General features: G+C 40.7%; 22 protein-coding genes. 11 read left to right on the forward strand and 11 right to left on the reverse strand.

Going from position 1 to position 20,179, the window contains the following annotated elements; genetic code table 11:
* Positions 1-5: 5 nt before the first annotated feature.
* The 6 genes from HPK16_RS12505 to HPK16_RS12530 form a co-directional block, all read right to left on the reverse strand.
* A complete protein-coding gene (locus HPK16_RS12505) occupies positions 6-1,127 on the reverse strand; it encodes an N-acetyldiaminopimelate deacetylase (RefSeq protein WP_181677276.1) in 1,122 nt (373 codons plus the stop codon).
* 77 nt (positions 1,128-1,204) lie between these two features.
* The gene (dapD, locus tag HPK16_RS12510) at positions 1,205-1,915 is read right to left on the reverse strand and encodes a 2,3,4,5-tetrahydropyridine-2,6-dicarboxylate N-acetyltransferase (protein ID WP_181677277.1); all 711 of its coding nucleotides are present in this window, start codon (positions 1,913-1,915) and stop codon (positions 1,205-1,207) included.
* Between the two features lie 49 nt (positions 1,916-1,964).
* Complete coding sequence (gene ccpC, locus HPK16_RS12515) at positions 1,965-2,843, reverse strand: transcriptional regulator CcpC (protein WP_181677278.1); 879 nt, start codon at positions 2,841-2,843, stop codon at positions 1,965-1,967.
* A 15-nt stretch (positions 2,844-2,858) separates the two neighbouring features.
* Positions 2,859-3,293: a cyclic-di-AMP-binding protein CbpB gene (gene cbpB, locus HPK16_RS12520; RefSeq protein WP_181677279.1), complete on the reverse strand. Its 435-nt coding sequence runs from the start codon at positions 3,291-3,293 to the stop codon at positions 2,859-2,861.
* A gap of 1,129 nt (positions 3,294-4,422) precedes the next feature.
* Positions 4,423-4,647: a YkuJ family protein gene (locus HPK16_RS12525; RefSeq protein ID WP_181677280.1), complete on the reverse strand. Its 225-nt coding sequence runs from the start codon at positions 4,645-4,647 to the stop codon at positions 4,423-4,425.
* A 245-nt stretch (positions 4,648-4,892) separates the two neighbouring features.
* The gene (locus HPK16_RS12530) at positions 4,893-5,117 is read right to left on the reverse strand and encodes a hypothetical protein (protein ID WP_181677281.1); all 225 of its coding nucleotides are present in this window, start codon (positions 5,115-5,117) and stop codon (positions 4,893-4,895) included.
* A 263-nt stretch (positions 5,118-5,380) separates the two neighbouring features.
* Between HPK16_RS12530 and HPK16_RS12535 the strand changes: the two genes are divergently transcribed.
* Together HPK16_RS12535 and HPK16_RS12540 are read left to right on the forward strand one after the other, a co-directional pair.
* Entirely contained in the window at positions 5,381-5,794 is a 414-nt protein-coding gene (locus tag HPK16_RS12535) for a YkyB family protein (RefSeq protein WP_181677282.1), read from the forward strand.
* Between the two features lie 53 nt (positions 5,795-5,847).
* Positions 5,848-6,999: an aminotransferase class I/II-fold pyridoxal phosphate-dependent enzyme gene (locus tag HPK16_RS12540; protein WP_181677283.1), complete on the forward strand. Its 1,152-nt coding sequence runs from the start codon at positions 5,848-5,850 to the stop codon at positions 6,997-6,999.
* Between the two features lie 54 nt (positions 7,000-7,053).
* Here the strand turns inward: HPK16_RS12540 and HPK16_RS12545 are convergent, their stop codons facing one another.
* From HPK16_RS12545 to HPK16_RS12555, 3 genes are all read right to left on the reverse strand, one after another.
* On the reverse strand, positions 7,054-7,917 hold the full coding sequence (locus tag HPK16_RS12545; protein ID WP_181677284.1) for an NAD(P)-dependent oxidoreductase: 864 nt from the start codon (positions 7,915-7,917) through the stop codon (positions 7,054-7,056).
* Between the two features lie 280 nt (positions 7,918-8,197).
* Positions 8,198-9,916, reverse strand: a complete 1,719-nt coding sequence (gene ptsP / locus HPK16_RS12550; RefSeq protein WP_181677285.1) for a phosphoenolpyruvate--protein phosphotransferase — start codon at positions 9,914-9,916, stop codon at positions 8,198-8,200.
* Positions 9,916-10,182, reverse strand: coding sequence for a phosphocarrier protein HPr (locus tag HPK16_RS12555; protein WP_036058844.1), 267 nt, complete (start codon positions 10,180-10,182; stop codon positions 9,916-9,918). Before HPK16_RS12555 ends, ptsP begins: the two co-directional genes overlap by 1 nt.
* A 326-nt stretch (positions 10,183-10,508) precedes the next feature.
* Between HPK16_RS12555 and HPK16_RS12560 the strand changes: the two genes are divergently transcribed.
* Positions 10,509-10,703, forward strand: coding sequence for a YkvS family protein (locus HPK16_RS12560; protein ID WP_181677286.1), 195 nt, complete (start codon positions 10,509-10,511; stop codon positions 10,701-10,703).
* Between the two features lie 161 nt (positions 10,704-10,864).
* Positions 10,865-12,343, forward strand: coding sequence for a phytoene desaturase family protein (locus HPK16_RS12565; RefSeq protein ID WP_181677287.1), 1,479 nt, complete (start codon positions 10,865-10,867; stop codon positions 12,341-12,343).
* 18 nt (positions 12,344-12,361) lie between these two features.
* Here the strand turns inward: HPK16_RS12565 and HPK16_RS12570 are convergent, their stop codons facing one another.
* A complete protein-coding gene (locus HPK16_RS12570) occupies positions 12,362-13,162 on the reverse strand; it encodes a DUF422 domain-containing protein (RefSeq protein WP_181677288.1) in 801 nt (266 codons plus the stop codon).
* A 156-nt stretch (positions 13,163-13,318) separates the two neighbouring features.
* Here HPK16_RS12570 and HPK16_RS12575 point away from each other — a divergent pair, with 156 nt between their 5' ends.
* Positions 13,319-13,930 carry a type II CAAX endopeptidase family protein gene (locus HPK16_RS12575; RefSeq protein ID WP_181677289.1) on the forward strand — a complete coding sequence of 204 codons (612 nt, stop codon included), beginning with the start codon at positions 13,319-13,321 and terminating at the stop codon, positions 13,928-13,930.
* Between the two features lie 350 nt (positions 13,931-14,280).
* On the opposite strand, the gene rpiA is transcribed toward HPK16_RS12575, so the two are convergent.
* Positions 14,281-14,961, reverse strand: a complete 681-nt coding sequence (rpiA, locus tag HPK16_RS12580) for a ribose-5-phosphate isomerase RpiA (protein ID WP_220132335.1) — start codon at positions 14,959-14,961, stop codon at positions 14,281-14,283.
* Between the two features lie 460 nt (positions 14,962-15,421).
* On the opposite strand from rpiA, the gene HPK16_RS12585 reads away from it, so the two are divergent.
* From HPK16_RS12585 to HPK16_RS16715, 6 genes are all read left to right on the forward strand, one after another.
* Complete coding sequence (locus HPK16_RS12585; RefSeq protein WP_181677291.1) at positions 15,422-15,568, forward strand: teichoic acid D-Ala incorporation-associated protein DltX; 147 nt, start codon at positions 15,422-15,424, stop codon at positions 15,566-15,568.
* 21 nt (positions 15,569-15,589) lie between these two features.
* Positions 15,590-17,131 (forward strand): D-alanine--poly(phosphoribitol) ligase subunit DltA, encoded by a 1,542-nt coding sequence (gene dltA, locus HPK16_RS12590; RefSeq protein ID WP_181677292.1) that lies wholly within the window; start codon positions 15,590-15,592, stop codon positions 17,129-17,131.
* Positions 17,128-18,306, forward strand: a complete 1,179-nt coding sequence (gene dltB / locus HPK16_RS12595) for a D-alanyl-lipoteichoic acid biosynthesis protein DltB (RefSeq protein WP_181677293.1) — start codon at positions 17,128-17,130, stop codon at positions 18,304-18,306. Before dltA ends, dltB begins: the two co-directional genes overlap by 4 nt.
* Positions 18,307-18,332: 26 nt before the next feature.
* Positions 18,333-18,569 (forward strand): D-alanine--poly(phosphoribitol) ligase subunit DltC, encoded by a 237-nt coding sequence (gene dltC, locus HPK16_RS12600; protein ID WP_181677294.1) that lies wholly within the window; start codon positions 18,333-18,335, stop codon positions 18,567-18,569.
* A complete protein-coding gene (gene dltD / locus HPK16_RS12605) occupies positions 18,566-19,837 on the forward strand; it encodes a D-alanyl-lipoteichoic acid biosynthesis protein DltD (protein WP_181677295.1) in 1,272 nt (423 codons plus the stop codon). The genes dltC and dltD overlap by 4 nt, the downstream gene beginning before the upstream one ends.
* A 142-nt stretch (positions 19,838-19,979) precedes the next feature.
* Positions 19,980-20,179: transposase family protein (locus HPK16_RS16715; protein WP_343064817.1), on the forward strand; the 200-nt coding region annotated here is incomplete at its 3' end.

The following is a 20,179-nucleotide window of genomic DNA, read 5'->3' on the forward strand; positions in this document are numbered from 1 at the left end:
ATTTTTTATATACTTTCTAAATACCCAGTCAAAACGTCAATCGCGAATGGAATTGCCGCTTCGTCTGGATTTAATTTCGAATGATGCAAGCTATATTCTGAATCAACGCCGAGCCAGAACATGAAGCCTGGAATTTTTTCAAGGAAGTAGCCGAAGTCCTCGCCTGTCATTGCTTCTTTACACGCGACATAGCTTTCTGGATGATTTTTTTGTAGGTAGTCAATGAACTTGAGCGTTTCGGTTTCGTCATTATCTACCTCGACGTAATCAGAACCTGGGATAAAGTTCACCTCGCATTGGTAGGCTTCTTCCCAACCTTTTGCAAGTTGCTTGAGCCGCGTCCACACGATTTCCATTGTTTCCTTAGAAAGTGTACGAATTGTGCCGTCTAAATAGGCTTCTTCGGCGATAACATTCTGCACTTCACCGCCTCGGATTTGGCCGATTGTAATAACCGCCGCGTCTAATGGATCGATATTACGGCTGATAATCGTCTGCATCTGGCCGACAAAAGCGCTCGCTGCCACGACCATGTCATTCGCCAAGTGAGGATATGCCGCGTGCCCGCCTTTTCCTTTGAACGAAATGAATAACTCCGATGTGTTTGCAAAAAGGAGGCCTGGTTTAACCGCAATTTGACCAGCTTTGTATTCGGGTGCAATGTGAAGCCCGAACATGGTATCTGGCCACCACGCCTTGAATTCAGCGCTTTCCATAATCGGTTTCGCGCCACCTGGTCCTTCTTCTGCTGGCTGGAATACGAAAAGGAGATTATCACGCAGCGGTGTGCTGGAAAAATGGGTCAAGAGGCCAAGCGCAATACTCATGTGGCAATCGTGACCGCACGCATGCATCTTCCCAGGATGGAGGCTTTTAAACGCTAATCCGGTTTCTTCTGTAATCGGCAAAGCGTCGATATCTGTGCGGTAACCAATCGTTTTCGTTGGCGCTGTCCCTGCAACTCGGACTAGAATCCCTGTGCGCCATGTTTTTATTTGCAAATTTTCTTGTGGCAGTGTTGCTATGTAATCTAGTAGAAATTGTTGCGTTTTGAATTCTTCATAGCCTACCTCAGGAATCAGATGTAGTTCCCGACGAAGTTTTATAAACGGATTTAATTCTGTCATTATTATTTCCTCCTAAAAAGGCGCTTATTTCTAGCAAAAGCTCACACTTTCGCCAAAAATAAACGCCGAATCAATTCTTATAATTCGCGAAGTTCTTGCATAATTTCTGTTTTAGATTGTGTTTTCGCATCAATTTTCTTGATTTCTTTTGCAGGAATACCCGCAACAACCGTGTATGGAGCTACATCTTTCGTCACAATCGCGCCAGCTGCAACAACAGCGCCTTTTCCAACGCGTACACCTTCAAGAACCACGACATTTGCACCAATCACAACATCGTCTTCTACAAGAACTGGTTGCGCGGATGGTGGCTCTACAACGCCTGCTAGAACCGATCCAGCGCCAACGTGGCAGTTCTTACCTACAGTTGCGCGACCGCCAAGTACAACGTTCATATCAATCATCGTACCGTCACCGATCACAGCGCCAATATTAATACTCGCGCCCATCATGATAACCGCATTATCGCCAATCTCCACTTGATCGCGAATCACTGCGCCTGGCTCGATTCGTGCGTTAATATTTTTCATATCAAGTAATGGAATCGCTGAGTTACGACGATCATTTTCCACGACATAGTCTACTAATTTATCTTTATTCGCCTCAAGCAGTTCACTAACAACCGCCCATTCGCCGAAAATCGTTCCAGCTTCTCCCGTGATAAACGTTTTAATATCTTCCGGGAATGTAATATTCGCAAGGTCTCCTTTAACGTAAACCTTGACTGGTGTAGCCTTCTTACTATTTTGAATGAATGAAATAATCTGATGCGCGTCCATTTGTTTCATGAATGAAAAACCCCTTTCAAATATGTGCCTCCATCTAATAGTGCCACAGCTAGTAGTGAGTTTCAAGATATTTATCTACAATTTCGAGAAACGCCTTCACTTGTGGCAGCGCGAGTGACTGTTCATAGCCAATCAACGACGTATCTCGACTTAAAATTTCACCTGACTTATCGACGAGCGGAATCTTATTAATATCCTCGCTTGCCCCAATCAAAGTCACCTCTGGCAGAATCGCAAAACCAATACCGTTAAAAGCCATTTGGCGACACGTCTCGATTTGATCCATCACCATCGCCTGACGTGGCATCTTGCCAAAATTGCGTTGCCAATAATCCTGAATCACCTGATAATAATTCGAGTCACTTTGGAATTGGACAAACGGCCGTTCGGAATCCAACACTTCATCTAAACGCGTGATTTCTTTATCCACCAAGAACAGCTTATCTTGAAAAAGCGGTTTTTGGATACTTTTCCAAGCTACATTTCCGCGAACGATTCCAACATGCGCTGATCCGTCGACGAGCGCCTGATGAATCTCACTACTCCAGCCAGTGACGACAGAAATATGCACATCTGGGTACGCCTCGATGAATTGCTTCAACACGCGAGGTAGCCACATTTGCGCTACAATGCTAGCACAGGCGATTTTTAGCGTTCCACGGACAATTCCGTCTTGCGCCTCTAAACGTTCCTGAATTTGCCGTTCTCGCTCAATGACACGCTCTGCATGCTGGACGATCGCCTCACCTTCTGGAGTCAGCAATAAGCCCTTTTGTGTGCGCAGAAATATCTTGGTTTCCCATCTACTTTCAATCGTTTGCAAGCGTTGAGAGAGCGCTGGTTGTGACAGAAATAGTTTCTCAGCACTTTTTCGCATATTAAGTTCTGCCGCTAAGCAAACCAATAATTCATACTCTGTGACAATCAATCGACTCGCTCCTATCTACTCGTGAATATACCGCTGTACTTGCTTTAAAATGACATGCCTCGTAATAATACCTTCAAAAATACCTGCTTCGTCAACCACACAGACAAATGGATTGTCAACGAGTAGCTTCACGATTTTCTCGATATCGTGCGAATTCGTCAAAACTGGAATCTTCGTCTGCATCACACTTTCTACTTTTAACTCCTCTAAACGCTCATATTCAATGCGCTCCAAGCCAAGGATCGAATCCGTTATCATCGCGGAACTAATCAATCCGTGTAACTTAAATTCAAAATCAAGGACGGGAATAACCGAATACCCGCATTTCGTCAAAACTAGTAAGGCATGCTCTAAATTATTGCCCATTTGGACATGCGCTACTTTTTCGGCGGATATAATATAATTTTCTAATTTATCATTCAAAAAATTTCCTAGTCTACTAGAGATCATCTAAATCTCCCTCATCTCTGTTCTTTATTGGCGTGTTTGAAAGTTGACTTCCAACCTTTAGTCATAGCGATGGCTATTCTAAATCCCTTGTGTATTTATCCCAAAAGAGCATTGTTCAAACCTGTTCATGTCTATTTTACCATAAAGAAAGGTGTTTCAAAAGAAATGGGGCTGGGAATGAGGGTATTTGGGAGGGGTGATTGCGAATTGGAAAGAGGGTTTGCGCTGATTTAATTTGTGTGAATCTGGGTGTAGGAGTGGGCTTCTATATCTTATGTGGTTTTTGGTTTTTTAGAACCTTAATAGGCTGTTGAATGAAATGAAACTGTCTTCCTTTTTTGCCAGTCTCGTGGAATTTTCGTGGCCTCCGCACAGAACAAAACTCGTTCACATTATTAGTACAGAGGCATGTGTAGAGGGTTTGGTTTTTAGCTTTTGGGTTTGAGTTTCTTCATGCTCGGGCTATCTCGTTTGCGGGAACGCTCCGTGTTTTGACTTATCATCGTTTCCAGATCCAGCTGAAACAGCCAGCCTCTCGGAAATTTCGTGGCCTCCGCAAAAACCAAAGGAGGGTTTTCACTGCGCCCCCTAACAATTTCTGTCGAGGCTAAACGGGCTGTTTCAGCTTTTCGACTAGATCCAGCTTTGTTGTGGTTCTTGAAAAGCGTTTTTGGCTTTTTTAGAACCTCAATATGCAGTTGAATGAAATGAAGCTGCCTTCCTTTTTGCCAGCCTCTCGGAATTTTCGTGGCCTCCGTACAGAACAAAGGAGGGTTTGCTCGTTCAAATTATTAGCTTAAAGCCATGTATAGAGGGTTTGGTTTTCTGTTTTCTGTTATGAGTTTCTTCATGCTCGGGCTATCTCGTTTGTGGGAACGCTCCGTGTTTTGACTTATCATCGTTTCCAGATCCAGCTGAAACGGCTAGCTCCTCGAAAACTTCACGCCCTCCATAAAAAGCAAACACGGCTTTTTACTGCGGCCGCTCCAGTTTTTTTCGGAGCTGGACGAGCCGTTTCAGCTTTTCAGACAAAAAGATTACCAAAAGCAACAGAGTTTGTCGTCTTTGGTAATCTTTCCGTTACTATTCACTTTTTCATTGGAGACTAGTCTTGTTTCGTATTCGTCGCTTACTGTAGGATTTCGAAGATTTCAAGTGTTGTCATATCAATATCATCGAATTGATACTTGTTTTTATCTCCGTAAATTTCAATTTCATAAGAATTTGAAGCGTGGAAATATCGTACTTCACACAACGGCTCTCCATCTTTTTCGAATCTGCGCGATTGCGTATCCGACGTGTCATCCTCTTGCATTGCTTGTAAACGTTGAATAATTCCCAATAACTGAGACATTGTACATTCTCCTCTCTATTCAACCACCGATTATCATTTGTTTTAAACCGTACTAACAGATTTTATCGCACCTTACACCTATTTAGCAAGCGTTCTGTAAAATTTATAATAAACAAATAATTCTCGACTCCATATTACTGCTTTCCTCCTATCTCGTTCCTTGAAACCTATTTTTCCTCCAAACTACAAAAAAACCGCGAAATCAAGGGCACCTTCCCTCAACATCACGGTTTATTCTCTAAAATCTAACCTTGTTTCTTATTTTTATTTATATTCGTATCCAGCATCATTTTCACTGAACGCATAATTGTTTTTTGACGGTGAAAACCTTTCACGCATACTGTTTGCTCATTCAGGGTCGTGTAAACTTCGCCCCAGGAACCAACTGGATTAAAACCATATACATGCAATTTCAACATCCCGTCTTTTGTCGGGAAATAAAATGATTCTACTTTGCCTGTTTTATTCAATTTCCATCAAGCCCCTTCCAAAACGTTAACATCACCTTCTAATTGAAAATGATTATCATTATTGATAGTATACTCGAATTTTTAACAGAATACAAGTCTTCTCGAAAAAAAGTTGTCCGATAATTCAAGAAATGTTGCATAATTGAACGAAATGGGAAAAATAGCCGACACATTTACGATTTTTTTGATTTTTTTCGCCATTTTCCCTTTTTTCTCCACGCGTTTTCCGGTATAATTAGTTATAACTGGAAAGGAGGGATACAATGAATTATGCGAGCAAAAAAATTGCTGAAGCGATCTTTATTGTCAATCGCCATAGCAAAGCCGCAATCGATCCGCGCTATCTTTATCAATTGAAGAAAGCCGCGATTGAGAAACTAATACAAGAAGGCCACGCTAAAAAGCTAGGTCTACAATTTTCAAACAATCCGAAAAAGTCCTACCAACATTCTAACCTTCTTATTGATTGCCACGGTTTTCTGTTTCATCTTCCACCGCAAAAACAAGATATGAAAGACCTACCACACCTCGGGATTATGCAGCCTATTAAAACAACGAACCAAGTTAGAATGTCTCTATCACACGCTAAATCAACACTCGAGAACTACACTGGCGTAAAGCCAGATCCTCTCAAAAAATCCGCGTTTTATGAGAATGCCTCCCCATATTTCCGCTAAACTAAAAATTGGATTCTAACCGTGATAAATTGCTATAGAAAGGGAGTCTATCCATGTCAAAACAGTTAAGACAGTCTGTTCAAGAAATTGAAATTAGCGGTATTCGGAAATTTAATACCCGAGTTGCTGGGATTCCAGATATGATTAAGTTAACGCTTGGCGAGCCTGATTTTCCAACGCCTGAGCACGTGAAACAAGCTGCTATCGAAGCGATTAACAATGATTTTACAAATTATACGCCAAACGCTGGCACACCAGAACTTTTAGAGGCAGCTTCTGTTTATTTTCGGGATAAATACGATTTGTCCTATAGTACGAGCGAAATTATTGTGACGGTTGGTGCGACGGAAGCGATTAATGTGGCGCTACAAACCATTTTGGAGGTTGGGGATGAGGTCTTGTTGCCGGATCCGATTTACCCTGGATATGAGCCATTGATTCACTTGATGGAGGCTAAAGCTATCAAAATCGATACGACTGAGACGGCTTTCAAATTGACTGCGGAACAATTGCGTGCAGCCATTACGCCAAAAACGAAGGCGCTAATTTTGCCATATCCTTCTAATCCTACAGGTGTTACGTTGACGCTTGAAGAGTTAGAGCAGATTGCAGAGGTTGTTCGCGAAACGGGTATTTTTGTTATTGCAGACGAGATCTATAGTGAACTGACTTTCTTTGGAACACATACCTCGATTGCAACGATTATTCGCGACCAAACCATTGTTATCAATGGGCTTTCTAAGTCTCACGCGATGATTGGTTGGCGCATCGGCTTTTTAATGGCTCCTGAAGCGATTACAAGCCAAATGATTAAGGTTCACCAATATTCCGTAACATGTGCCTCCTCAATCTCTCAGAAGGCCGCTGAAGAGGCGTTGCTACGCGGTAAAGATGATGCCGTCCAAATGCGTACTGAATACAATACACGCGCCGGTTTTGTTCAAGATCGTCTCACTAAAATGGGCTTTTCAATCGTCGAACCCGATGGCGCCTTCTACTTCTTTGCAAAACTACCCGATTCAGTCCTAGAAAATTCATTTGACTGGGCCATTGAACTTGCAGAAGTTGCCAAAGTAGCCGTCGTTCCTGGATCTGCTTTTTCAGAAAAAGGCGACCGTTACTTCCGACTTTCATTTGCCGCTTCGTTTAGCCAACTAGCCGAAGCAATGGATCGGATGCATACATTCATGGAAAAATACGCATAACAAAAGCTCTGTACATGACGCCATATTTCGCGTTACGCACAGAGCTTTTTTGATTTATTTTTCGTAGTATTTAATCAATGCTTGTGTTCCATTTTCAGCAAATCCAGCCTCCGCCAATTGCTGATACATCTGTTCTGCCATGGTTAGCCCCGGTAGCTCAAGCCCCATTTGTTTCGCCTCATCTAACGCGATTCGCATATCTTTGATGAAATGTTTGATGAAGAACCCTGGCGAAAAATCATCTTGTAGCACCCGCGGAATCAAGTTCGATAACGACCAACTTCCTGCCGCACCACCCGATATCGATGCCAAAACTTTTTCAGGATCCAGCCCCGCTTTTTTCGCGTATACAATCGCTTCAGTCACACCAATCATGTTTGAAGCAATCGCAATTTGGTTCACCATTTTCGTATGCTGGCCAGCCCCCGGAGCCCCTTGTAAGATAACGCTTTGCCCCATCGCTTTCAAAACCGACTCGACCGCTGAAAAATCCTGTTCTTCCCCACCGACCATAATGGTAAGCGTTCCATTTTTGGCACCAATATCACCACCAGAAACAGGCGCATCAAGCACCGCAATCCCAGCCGCCTTGCCCTCTTCCGCAATTTGCTTAGCAAGATTCGGCGAAGAAGTCGTCATGTCGATCGCAAAAGCCCCAGAACGAAGCGTCGCCAAAAATCCATCCTCCGCCAAATAAAGCTGCTCGACATCTGTCGGATAACCAACCATCGTTATAAGTACGTCCACATTCGGCGCCAAAGCTTGCGGCGTATCATACCAAATCGCACCAGCCTGAATAACCGCATCCGCCTTTGATTTCGTCCTCGTATAAATATGTACCTCAAAGCCAGCCTTCATCAAGTTCTGAACCATACTCGCGCCCATAACGCCCACACCAACAAAACCAATTTTCTTCATTCCGAAATTCCTCCTCTATACAAACATTTCGTCTATAGAACAAAGTTTACCTCTGGCTGAAGAAAAATGCAAATTGCAACGGCTGCGGCGGTAAGGGGCATCATGATAGGTCTTACGAGTTCGTTTTTAGCATGCTCTAATCAGTCCTCTTCATGTCCAACACAAACAAAAAACCCGAGGAATCATCCCCGGGCATTCATATTTCCACGCAAATCATTTCTGATCCACCAAACTGTCAGCGGACCGACGCAGATGATCGTTTGTCGGTTTGCTGACCCGATTACTCCGCTGTGTATTTATTAACTAACGCCACAACATCTTCTTCTGTCGCTTGTTGCAAGGCTTCGTCCGCTAATTTCGCCATTTCTGTGCGATCTAAGCGTTTGATTAGAGAACGTGATTTAAGGATGCTTGACGCGCTCATTGAGAACTCATCTAAGCCCATACCAAGTAGTAATGGTACAGCCGTTTGATCGCCAGCCATTTCGCCACACATACCAGCCCATTTGCCTTCTTTATGCGCTGCGTCGATTACCATCTTCACAAGGCGTAAAATAGAAGGATTATATGGTTGGTACAAGTAAGAAACCTGTTCGTTCATGCGGTCTGCTGCCATTGTATATTGGATTAAATCGTTTGTTCCGATACTAAAGAAATCAACTTCCTTCGCAAACTGATCCGCTAGAATCGCTGCTGCTGGAATTTCAATCATAATACCAAGTTCGATTGTGTCAGAAACTGCCACACCTTCTGCTAAAAGTTCTGCTTTCGCGTCTTCCAAAAGAGCTTTGGCTTGACGGAATTCATTAACTGTAGCAATCATCGGGAACATGATTTTTAGATTGCCGTGAACACTTGCGCGCAATAAAGCACGTAATTGCGTACGGAATAAATCTTTATTTGCAAAACATAAACGAATCGCACGGAAACCAAGGAACGGATTCATTTCATGTGGTAAATCAAGGTACGGTAACGTTTTATCGCCACCAATATCGAGTGTACGAACAACAACTGCTTTTCCGTCCATACCAGAAAGTACGGCTTTATAAGCTTCATATTGCTCTTCTTCGGTTGGGAAGTTTTCGCGGCCCATGTACAAGAATTCTGTACGGTAAAGTCCGACTGCTTCTCCACCATTCGCGATAACACCTGTCAAATCTTCTGGCGTACCAATGTTGGCGCCGAGTTCCACATGATGACCATCTTTAGAAACGGTTGCTTCGTTTTTAAGCTTATTCCATTCTGCTTGTTGCGCCGCAAAATCGGATTTCACTTTTTCATAATGAGCAATTTGGTCAGCAGTTGGGTCAATGATAACATTGCCTTCCAAGCCGTCCACGATAATCATTTGTCCTTCCTTCGTATCGTGCGTAATTTCACCAGTACCTACAACAGCAGGAATTTCTAGTGAACGCGCCATGATTGCCGAGTGAGAAGTACGTCCGCCGATATCTGTTACAAAACCTTTAACGAAATTACGGTTCAATTGCGCCGTATCAGAAGGTGTCAAATCTTTCGCAACAACAACAACTTCTTCATCGATTAACGCTGGGTTCGGAATTGTCACATTCAAAAGGTGTGATAAAACACGCTTGCGAACATCACGAATATCCGCCGCACGCTCGCGCATGTACTCATTGTCCATCGATTCAAACATGCCAATAAACATGTCTGTCGTTTCTTGTAAAGCAGATTCTGCGTTTACTTTATTGTTTGTAATATTTTCAGAAATTGGTGTAATAAGTTCTGGATCATTTAAAACCAAAAGATGCGCATCAAAAATTTGAGCTTTATCTTCGCCTAGGCTTTCCTTCGCGATATCACGAATTTTGCCAAGCTCCGATCCAGAGACTGCAACTGCATCCTGAAAACGTTTAACCTCAGCTTCTGTATCAGCAACTTCCGTTTTGTCAAAAGACAAGTCTGGTTCCACTAATAAATAAGCTTTCGCGATAGCGATACCATCGGATGCTGCGATACCTTTTAATTCCTTAACCATTACTCAGCCAAGCCTTCTTTTTTAAGAACTTCAGTTAGGCCAACGATTGCGTCTTTTTCATCGCTACCTTCAGCGTAAATTGTGATGTCAGCGCCTTTACCAATACCTAAAGACATAACGCCCATGATTGATTTCAGGTTAACTTTTTTGCCAGTGTACTCAATTTGTACATCAGAGCTGTATTTGCTTGCCGCTTGAACTAAAAGAGTTGCTGGGCGTGCGTGGATTCCTGTTTCATCGATTACTACAAAGCTTGCTTGTTCCATAATTTACATTCTCCTTCATATAAGAAATTTTATTGTGACTCTTCTCACTAAAAAAAAATTCAGCAAAAAAAGACTATCCCTCAATTAAAAAGATTACCATGTTTTCGCACCCGACACAACTATTTGGTGCAAATTTATTATGAAATAACGTATTTTCTTTAAAAACGCTATCATTTAGTGGTAAACGTGACCAATTTCAGACATTTTCACAACGCTTACAAGGTCTTTCATTTGCATTCCTACCATCTTTCAGGCAAAATGGAGACAAAGTTTTATATTTAGTGAATTGCTTTTATTAACGTTTCTATGAATCGGGAGTGATAAACATGGCAAAAGCACAAGTAGGAGACATTATCGAGTTCAAAGATGGTCTGACAGGTGTCGTTGAGAAAATAAATGAAAACTCTGTCATTGTAGACCTAACATTAATGGAAAATTTCAAAAATCTAGCTATTGAAGAAAAAACAGTAGTGAATCACAAAAAGTACAAAATTATCCATTCAATAAGCGACGAAAAATAAAATAGTAATATAAAAATAATGAGATGTACTATGCTCAGCTAAAACTGACTTACGTATTTCCACAACCCCTTTGCACAGAGGTCTATAATTCCATTTTGAAATGGTTCATTGTATACCTTCGTGTTTTTTTGTGCCAAAACTGCTAATTGGAGTGAACAACAATGTCAAAAAAAATTATCATCATCGGCGCTGGTCCTGGTGGATTAGCCGCCGCCATGCTACTCACTGAACAAGGTCACGACGTACATATTTATGAAAAAGCTGCTGAGATTGGTGGGCGTACAGCACTTTTAAAGCAAGATGGTTTCTCTTTTGATTTAGGACCTACCGCTTTAAATATGCCAAACGTGTTGACCGCTTTATTTGCAGATTGTAACCGCAACATTCAGGACTATATCAAACTTGTTTCCTTAGATCCACTTTATAGCCTCTATATAGAAGACATTATTTTTAGCCCCTCTTCGGACCAAGATAGAACGAAAAAAGAAATCGCTCGTCTATTTCCTGGTGAGGAGGAACATTACGACCGGTTTATGCACGATAATGCCAAGAAAATGATTTACCTACTCCCTTTGTGGCAAGAGCCGTTCACATCTCTTTGGTCCCTATTTCGCCTGCGTACATTACGTGCGCTTCCGAGTCTCACACTTGGCAATCATTTAATCGACGAGCTTGCTAAATACTTTGAAGATAAACGACTGCGCTTAGCTTTTTCATTTGAAACGAAATTTTTAGGGATGTCGCCTTGGGAAACACCTGGTGCTTTTTCCGTCATACCATTTGCCGAGCATTATTTCGGTATTTTTCATATTGTCGGTGGCATCAATCGTCTTTCCTATGCTATGAACGAAATTGTGCAGGAAAATGGCGGTAAAATCCATCTGAATCAGCGCGTCCAACAAATAAATACTGCTTCAAAAAAAATCACTTCTATTACACTCGAAAGCGGCGAAACAGTGGAGGGCGATTACTTCTTTCTAAATGCAGATTTCGCTTATACGATGAGCCACCTTTTCTCCCAAACAAAAGCACCTGTTAATCTAAAAAAATTGGACAAAAAAAAATACTCCTGTTCCGGCTTTGTCATGTATCTCGGTTTAGACACAACACTTCCGCTGAACGTTCATACCGTCCTATTTCCAAGTGATTTCCGTATTCATATGGACGAAATTATGCGCCAAGGAATCATTCCAGACGATTTATCTATCCATATCACTTATCCTGTCGCAGTCGATAAAACGGTGGCCCCCAGAGATATGTCGACACTACGCATCCTTGTTCCCGTTCCTAACAACGAGAATGGTATTAATTGGGAAAAAGAACGTTCCGCCATGCGTCAGCTTATTTTAAAAACCATGGAGCAAAAACTTGATTTGACAGATTTAGAGTCCCACATCCTCACTGAAAAAATTATCACACCAGATGATTGGGAAAAAGATTATCATATATACAAAGGAGCCATTTTCAACCTAACACACCAGCTCTCACAATTAGGTCCGTTTCGCCCCAACAAAATACCAGCCATCAAGAATATGAAAATCGTAGGTGGCGCGGCACATCCTGCCAATAGCCTCCCTTTCATTCTGGAAAGCGCAAATATTGTCGTACGCCAATTCAATAAAGAAATCACTAAGAACTAAAAAACTGTTGCGCTTAACTCACGCAACAGTTTTTTTCTGTTTATCGCTTTCTAGACTAAAATAATAACAAGCAGTAAATATGATATTCCCTATCAGTGTCACTAGTAAAATACTCCACAATCCCATAAAGTAACCTAGCACGAGGAAGAATGACAGAACAATCCAATAAACAAGGACCAGTTCTGATTTTAGCGTTGGGAAATGTAGTTTTCCCCATTGATCCGTTAAACTAAGCATGAAGTAAATCATCAAATGGAGGATAAGTCCTAACATCCACCAATTCGCGGCATCTGTCATTTGAATAATAGTCAGTGTTGAACTATCTAGCGCGGTTTGCTTCACTTGCATAGCCACCGGTTCTATCAGCATCTCGAACACCATCACCATCGTCGCCCCGATAACCGCATAAATCCCTCCACGAATCCAATCTATTCTAATTTTCAACGTTATTTCCCGGGAAATAACATGCGTTCCAACAATCAGAACTAACCAAATAAACCCAAATGCAACAGGTATTCCATTGATGACAAGACCAAAATCCGTTGTGACATCGTTCGCCTGTCCAGCATTAGTGAGACTCGTTTGCATCCATTCAATACTCGTACTAACCGCAAAAACTAATATCGTAATTGCCGAACCAAGTCCCTTACCATATTGTAAAATTAAAAATATAACCGCAAAAATACCTGAAACAATAAAGAACAAAGCGTGGATCTCAGTTAAGCGAAGTGGCAGTACATTGAGAACAATCAATATTACTGCAACGAAAAAGAGCGCCATATAGAGCCAAACGCAAAATCGAAATCTTTTTTCTATCATGAAAGCAATCAACTCCTATCCCCTAATTATAAATGATTTCAGCAAAACTACAATCAATTACAAAAAAACATACATTTAAAAGAGTTCCTTGTTGCTAAATATCTTCTTTTCTATTAAAGTATTCATAGATGGTAATGGAGTAAAGAGGTGTAAAAATTGAAAAGCAGCAAGATTGATTACCGCCTTTATTTAGGCATCTTATTAGCAGCTGGTTTAATGTATGTCACATTTGAATATGCTTCTGTATTTTGGTACTTATACGGAGCATCCATGCTGTTTCTTATTAGTTGGGTCGTATTAAATGACGAATTAAAAAAACAATTTTCAATCCTAAAAAATATAATTCCAGGTATTTTTAGTGGTATTATCCTTTATATCTTATTTTATATCGGTGCGCTACTACTGAAATTTATTCCAGGCAATTTCGACGCACTTGTTGCTAAAGGATATGGAAAATATGAACCGGAATCACTACTCATTTGGCTTTTACTTGTTATCGCCATTGTTCCAGGAGAAGAAATTTTCTGGCGTGGTTTTGTACTAAAACGATTAGAGCATGACCTAATTCCGTGGGTTGCTGTTTTGATAATGGCCACTTTAAACGGGGCATTGATGTTGTTCAGTGGCAATTTCATTATTGCTTTAGCAGCAGCATTAGCCTCTGTATACTGGGGATTTATTTACGTCAAGCGTCCAAGTTTATCGCTCTTAATCATTTCGCATTTAACGTTTAATTTATTATTATTACTAATCTTACCAATCTATTAACTAGTACGAAACATAGTATCCCGAAATAAAGTCGGCATGTCTGTAACAGACGTGCCGACTTTGTTTTCATTCGAATCTGAAGCAAGATTCCTGTTATGGTAAATAATTATCTTGTCCATTATTTTTGGTAAGGCGTCCTGTATTCAGTTCTAGAAACCTTGTATCAACGTCTATTCGTGTTATTCATAGGTATATTGGGGTTGTAACTCATTTCATTTCGCACAGCCGGGAAGGATTACATGTTCGCTTTGCTCTCATGCATATTGGGGCTGTAGCTCATTTCATTTCGCACAGCCCCAACAATGCGAGCGCTTTTCGCCGATTTACCTAGGTTATGAGCTAAACCTAGTTTATTTATCGCGGACTTCTACGCGCCCATTTGAAAAGCCTATTACAATGGATGAGGCGTAGTTTAAGAATAAGCCATTCTCTACAACGCCTGGTAAATTATTTAGCCAATCATTCAGAGCTTCTGGTTGCGTTATTTCTTTCATTTGTAAATCTAGAATGTAGTTCTGGCTATCTGTTAAATAAATGCTGCCATCTTCATGATGGCGTAATATCGGGTTATAGCCTTTCGCTTCCAACTGACGTTCGACTTGTTTATATCCAAATGGAACCACCTCGACGGGCAATGGAAATGCTCCTAGTGTCGCGACTACTTTATCTTCGCCAACAACCCAAATACTTTTTTTCGATGCATGAGCTACCAGTTTTTCAAATAAAAGAGCCCCGCCACCGCCTTTTACGCCTCGAAACGCTGCATCTACTTCGTCCGCTCCATCAATGGTCAAATCAATTTCCGTGACGTCGTTCAAGTCCATTAAAGGAATATTTCGCTCCAACGCTAGCTTTTCAGTTGCCTTGGAAGTAACGACACCTGTCACATTTAAACCTTCCGCCACTCGATCACCTAATTTTTGAATCATGTAATATGCTGTTGATCCTGTTCCTAACCCTACAACCATACCATCTTGAATATACTCACATGCTTTTTCTCCCGCAATTTGCTTGCTATTCACTACTCCCATCCCCCTCAAAAATTTCATACTCCCTTCATTATATAGAATTTCCAATGATTCGCATAGCTGTATCCTATATTCCTCTAAATAATAATATTACAAGTCGACATATTACAGTATTTAAATACCAATTAACAACTATAAAAGACCTTTAATTGGAAAAAGAAAACTTTTTTAAAAAATTCACAAAAAGTTCATAATTACAGCTCCAAACCTAGTAGAATCGGCTTTGTATCGCTATTATTTTACTTAATTAATATCCAAGTGTGTTTTTCTATACTTTTAAAAGAGTTTTTTCATCTATATTTTGTTCCGAAAAAGCTATTTTTGACTCTCCTGTAGCATCGCTTGCACAACCTTACAAAAATGTAATTGGACATTTCGAGATAAATGCGTTACATTATATAAATACATGACACTCTATTTTAACAATTGTAATATTAAAGAAACATAAGAGGTGATTTGCGACATGAAGAAATGGAAAGCGGCGATGTTCCATCCAACGGCTATTTTTATCTGGAAAACATTATTTTATCTGGTTGTTTTACTTGGCTTGCTTTGGTTCTATGGCTTCAAAAATCCGAACGATACTACATTTATTTATAATGAATTTTAAAAAGAAAAGAGGCGATTACGAATGAGTGTATCTTTTTTCACCACTTCGATTAATGAACGTATTGATGAATGGGCACTTAAGACACCTAATAAATCTTGTTATGATTACAATAACGAGTCACTGACATACCGTGAACTGAAGGAGCAATCAGACGCATTAGCAGTCTTTTTATTGCAAGAGCTAGAGGATGATTTTGCACCTATCTTAGTTTATGGACATATGGATGCTTCACAAATTGTTACCTTCCTTGCTTGTTCTAAAGCGGGACGCGCGTATGTTCCAATCGATTCGTCCATGCCTACTGATCGTATCAAGCAGATAACAGAAGTCGCGCAACCAAGCGTCATTCTTTGTACAGCTGATTTACCCGCCGAGGCAAAAGTTGCAGAAATAAGTATCCTTGATTCAGAACAATTGCAAGAAATTATCGCGCGTAATGAAGGGCGAGCACCCGACTATTCAAACTTTGTGAAAGCAGAAGATAATTATTACATCATCTTCACATCGGGTAGCACGGGGGTTCCAAAAGGCGTGCAGATCAGTCACAATAACCTCGTTAGCTTTACGAATTGGATACTCCAAGATTTTCAGATTCAAGAAGGTGCTCGTTTTCTAAATCAAGCACCCTACTCGTTTGACTTATCTGTCATGGATCTTTATCCGTGTTTACTTGCTGGTGGGACGCTTGTGCCGCTAGATAAGACAGTTAGCACCAACTTGAAGAGTTTATATGAAGCCATCCCAAGTTTAGAAGTAAATGTTTGGGTTTCTACGCCTTCTTTTGTTGATATCTGCTTGATGGACAAGAACTTTAATGGAGAAAACAACCCATCTATTACACACTTCCTATTTTGTGGGGAAGTTTTGACTAAGGAGACAGCGCAAATGCTCCTTAATCGTTTCCCAGAAGCTACTGTTTACAACACGTATGGGCCAACTGAGGCAACCGTTGCTGTAACAAATGTAGTCATCGATGAAAGCAACGTCAACACGTATCCTAGCCTGCCTCTTGGGCGTATTAAACCTGACACGAGACTTGCTATCTTAGATGAAGATGGTTTGCCTGTTCCAAATGGTGAAAAAGGGGAAATCGTCCTGATTGGTCCAAGTGTTTCGAAGGGTTACCTTAATGAACCGGAAAAAACTGCTGCTGTTTTTTATACGGACGAGCCATTCCAAGCTTACAAAACTGGTGATTGTGGCACGATTATTGATGGTATGCTCTTTTTCCAAGGGCGGCTTGATTTCCAGATTAAACTTCACGGATATCGCATCGAACTTGAAGATATTGAAAATAATTTAAAAGAAGTAAGCTATATTCGCTCTTGTATTGTCGTTCCAAAAATGCGCGAGGGAAAAGTGGATAGTTTAGTTGCCTTCGTGGTTCCTTCTGAGCATGATTTTGAGAAGGAGTACAAACTAAGCGCAGCTATCAAAAAAGAACTCGCAGAATCGATGCCTAGCTACATGATTCCACGTAAATGGGTGTATAAAGAGGAACTCCCACTAACGATGAATGGCAAAATTGACCGCAAGCAGCTTTCCAGTGAGGTGAACACATGACAACGCCATACGGATCAATACTCTATTTTGCAGTATTGTTCGCCTTTTTAGCACCAATTGTGATTGCTGGCTTACTCGGTAAGAGAATGCCTGTTTACAATGCTTTTGTGACATTGGTCTTCATTTATATGATGTTTGCTAGCAACACAATTCAAGCTATTGCCTTGATTGTATTCGTATTTTGGCAATTAGCGCTCGTAAGGCTTTACTTTAATTATCGGCAAAAGAGCAATCATGGTGGCATTTTCGTAGTTGCTCTCATTCTCTCCATCTTGCCACTCTTCATTGTAAAAGCACAGCCGTTACTCGCAGCGAACGCAACTATGATTGGTTTTCTCGGGATATCGTACTTAACTTTTAAAGCCGCGCAAATGATCATGGAGACGCGTGATGGTTTGATTAAAGAGTTGAATTCGTGGGATTTCATTAACTTCCTACTATTCTTCCCGACGCTGTCATCCGGCCCTATCGATCGTTTCCGTCGCTTTAAAAAAGAAGCCGACTCACCTATAGATCCTGATAAATATGCAAATTTACTTAATCGTGGTATTTTCCTTATTTTCTTAGGTTTTCTATACAAATTCATTATCGCCTATGTGATTCAAACGAATGCGATAACTGGTCTTGAGTATAACCTCCATCATCACGTTCAATTTGGCTGGAGCTTAGTTGGTTATATGTATGCCTACAGTATGTATTTATTCTTTGATTTCGCGGGCTACAGTGCTTTTGCGGTTGGGGTTAGTTACTTGATGGGTGTGCAGACGCCGATGAACTTTAACAAACCATTCGCAAGTCGCAACATTAAAGAGTTCTGGAATCGCTGGCACATGACGCTATCTTTCTGGTTCCGCGATTTCGTCTTTATGCGTCTGGTTTTCTGGATGACAAAGAAGAAGTTTTTCAAAAGCAAGTTTACCGTGGCTTACATCGCCTATTTCGTGAATTTTTTAATCATGGGTATGTGGCACGGACTTCATTGGTATTACATCGTTTACGGGCTTTATCAGGCGGTATTAATTGTCGGATTCGACCTCTTCGAACGTTGGAATAAGAAAAAGAAATTCTATCCTAAAAATAAAGTCACCAACGTGATTGGTATTGTGATTACATTCCAATTCGTCTGCTTTGGCTTCCTGATTTTCTCAGGTATTTTTGACAAAATTAGTTTTTAAATAAAATGATAAGGTGGTAAAATATTATGGCATTTCGCGAAGACGTATTAGAAATTTTAGAAGAGATTACAGAATCAGAGGAAGTTGTGGAAAACACATCGGTGAATCTGTTTGATGAAGGATTATTGGATTCGATGGCAACTGTTCAATTATTAATAGAAGTAGAATCACGCTTGGGCATCACTGTTCCTGTTTCAGAATTTGACCGTGACGAGTGGGCAACACCAGATCAAATCATTGCTAAACTTGAGGAATTAAAATGAAAAAGAAACTTTGGATGACATTTGGGCCTTTGCTTATTGCAGGGGCTGTGTTCTTATTCATCCTGTTCGGCCCAAGCTCAATTTTTGGCGGTGTTTCAACTAATACCGTCAAAAAAAGCGCTACTTCTATGAATTCAGCTGTTGTGCAAGGTGTTGCCATTCAACAAAAAATGCTTGCGACAGATAAAACGTATGTACCTATTTTCGGCTCCTCGGAGTTATCACGTGTGGATCAATTCCATCCAAATGTCTTTACTGAGAAATACAATCGTGGCTATACGCCATTTCTTATTGGTCGTCCTGGTACGCAGTCCCTATCGCATTACTTAGATATTAAAGCGATGGGCAGTGAACTAAAAGGAAAGAAAGTCGTATTTGTATTATCACCACAATGGTTCCAACCAGCTGGCGTCGATGATGGTCACTTCGGTGGTAATTTCTCGCCACTTCAAGCGTATAAATTTGCGATGTCAGATGAGCGGCCTACTGCTGAAAGAAGGTACGCAGCACGTAGATTGCTAAGTTACAAAGTTGTTAAAAATGATACAACTTTAGCGGCATTGCTTGAAAGTATCGCATCTCCTGGACCAAAAACCGAGGTGGATACATTTACGAAAACGGCGGCTGCAACGCAAATGAAGATTTTGCAACGAAAAGATGATTTAGATTCGAAGTTTATTCAAGGTTCTCGTGAAGAAAAAGTACAGAAGAACTTGAAGCTGCTTCCTGATACGTTGGATTATACAAAATTAGATGAATTGGCGACAAAAACGGGTGAATCCAAAGTCGGTTCAAATCCATTTTTTATCAAAGATTCTTACTACAAGAAGAAATTAGAGCCTACCATTAATCAGTTGAAGGATAGTCGCACGAATTTAAGTTATGATGATTCGCCTGAATATAGTGATTTACAACTTGTCATGGATGCTTTTAAAGAGGTCGGCGCAGATGTGCTTTTCATCAATCCTCCTGTGAACGGACCTTGGTATGATTATATTGGCGCTTCTCGTGAGAAATTGCAGAAGTACTATGATAAGTCTGGGAAGCAAGTAACAGAGCAAGGCTTCCATTACTACGATATGTCGAGTTACAGTGATACCCCTTATTTCTTGGAGGACACGATTCATTTATCTTGGCGGGGTTGGGTTGCGATTGATAAACAAATAGATCAATTTATGAATGACAAAGCCAAACCTAAGTATGAGAAAACGCCAAAACAGTTTTATTTCAATCAGATTCTCCCTCCCAAAAAGGAAGATAATAAGTAATGGTTCTATAATAAATGTTGGGGTAGAAATTAATCTGCCTCAACATTTTTTTGTTCTTATTTCAAGACAAAAAAATACACAGTAATATCAAAATCCTTTAAGATAAAAGTGACCAAACCCAATCCAAAGGAGCGATATTACCATGCCAGACCATTTTATCATACAACTCATCGGTTTAGAAAATAAAAACGTCCAGCTCATCGAGCATTCCATAGAGAAGGATACCTGCCATATTCATATTCAATTAAAAAGAAAGAAACATACGTGCCCTCATTGTCAAACCCGTACAAATCGTATTAAAGATTATCGTACTCACTTGTTTCAACACCTTAAAATGGCCGA

The organism is Paenilisteria rustica (assembly GCF_013820765.1).
GTDB lineage: Bacteria > Bacillota > Bacilli > Lactobacillales > Listeriaceae > Listeria_A > Listeria_A rustica.

Excerpts from the sequence above, each read along its gene's own strand:
- HPK16_RS12560 (WP_181677286.1), top strand. The coding sequence starts at position 10,509 with ATGGCAAAAGCACAAGTAGGAGACATTATCGAGTTCAAAGATGGTCTG.
- HPK16_RS12505 (WP_181677276.1), bottom strand. The coding sequence starts at position 1,127 with ATGACAGAATTAAATCCGTTTATAAAACTTCGTCGGGAACTACATCTG.
- dltC (WP_181677294.1), top strand. The coding sequence starts at position 18,333 with ATGGCATTTCGCGAAGACGTATTAGAAATTTTAGAAGAGATTACAGAA.
- dltD (WP_181677295.1), top strand. The coding sequence starts at position 18,566 with ATGAAAAAGAAACTTTGGATGACATTTGGGCCTTTGCTTATTGCAGGG.
- dltB (WP_181677293.1), top strand. The coding sequence starts at position 17,128 with ATGACAACGCCATACGGATCAATACTCTATTTTGCAGTATTGTTCGCC.
- dltA (WP_181677292.1), top strand. The coding sequence starts at position 15,590 with ATGAGTGTATCTTTTTTCACCACTTCGATTAATGAACGTATTGATGAA.
- rpiA (WP_220132335.1), bottom strand. The coding sequence starts at position 14,961 with ATGGGAGTAGTGAATAGCAAGCAAATTGCGGGAGAAAAAGCATGTGAG.
- HPK16_RS12525 (WP_181677280.1), bottom strand. The coding sequence starts at position 4,647 with ATGTCTCAGTTATTGGGAATTATTCAACGTTTACAAGCAATGCAAGAG.
- HPK16_RS12535 (WP_181677282.1), top strand. The coding sequence starts at position 5,381 with ATGAATTATGCGAGCAAAAAAATTGCTGAAGCGATCTTTATTGTCAAT.
- HPK16_RS12545 (WP_181677284.1), bottom strand. The coding sequence starts at position 7,917 with ATGAAGAAAATTGGTTTTGTTGGTGTGGGCGTTATGGGCGCGAGTATG.
- ptsP (WP_181677285.1), bottom strand. The coding sequence starts at position 9,916 with ATGGTTAAGGAATTAAAAGGTATCGCAGCATCCGATGGTATCGCTATC.
- HPK16_RS12585 (WP_181677291.1), top strand. The coding sequence starts at position 15,422 with ATGAAGAAATGGAAAGCGGCGATGTTCCATCCAACGGCTATTTTTATC.
- dapD (WP_181677277.1), bottom strand. The coding sequence starts at position 1,915 with ATGAAACAAATGGACGCGCATCAGATTATTTCATTCATTCAAAATAGT.
- HPK16_RS12565 (WP_181677287.1), top strand. The coding sequence starts at position 10,865 with ATGTCAAAAAAAATTATCATCATCGGCGCTGGTCCTGGTGGATTAGCC.
- HPK16_RS12570 (WP_181677288.1), bottom strand. The coding sequence starts at position 13,162 with ATGATAGAAAAAAGATTTCGATTTTGCGTTTGGCTCTATATGGCGCTC.
- HPK16_RS12540 (WP_181677283.1), top strand. The coding sequence starts at position 5,848 with ATGTCAAAACAGTTAAGACAGTCTGTTCAAGAAATTGAAATTAGCGGT.
- HPK16_RS12555 (WP_036058844.1), bottom strand. The coding sequence starts at position 10,182 with ATGGAACAAGCAAGCTTTGTAGTAATCGATGAAACAGGAATCCACGCA.
- cbpB (WP_181677279.1), bottom strand. The coding sequence starts at position 3,293 with ATGATCTCTAGTAGACTAGGAAATTTTTTGAATGATAAATTAGAAAAT.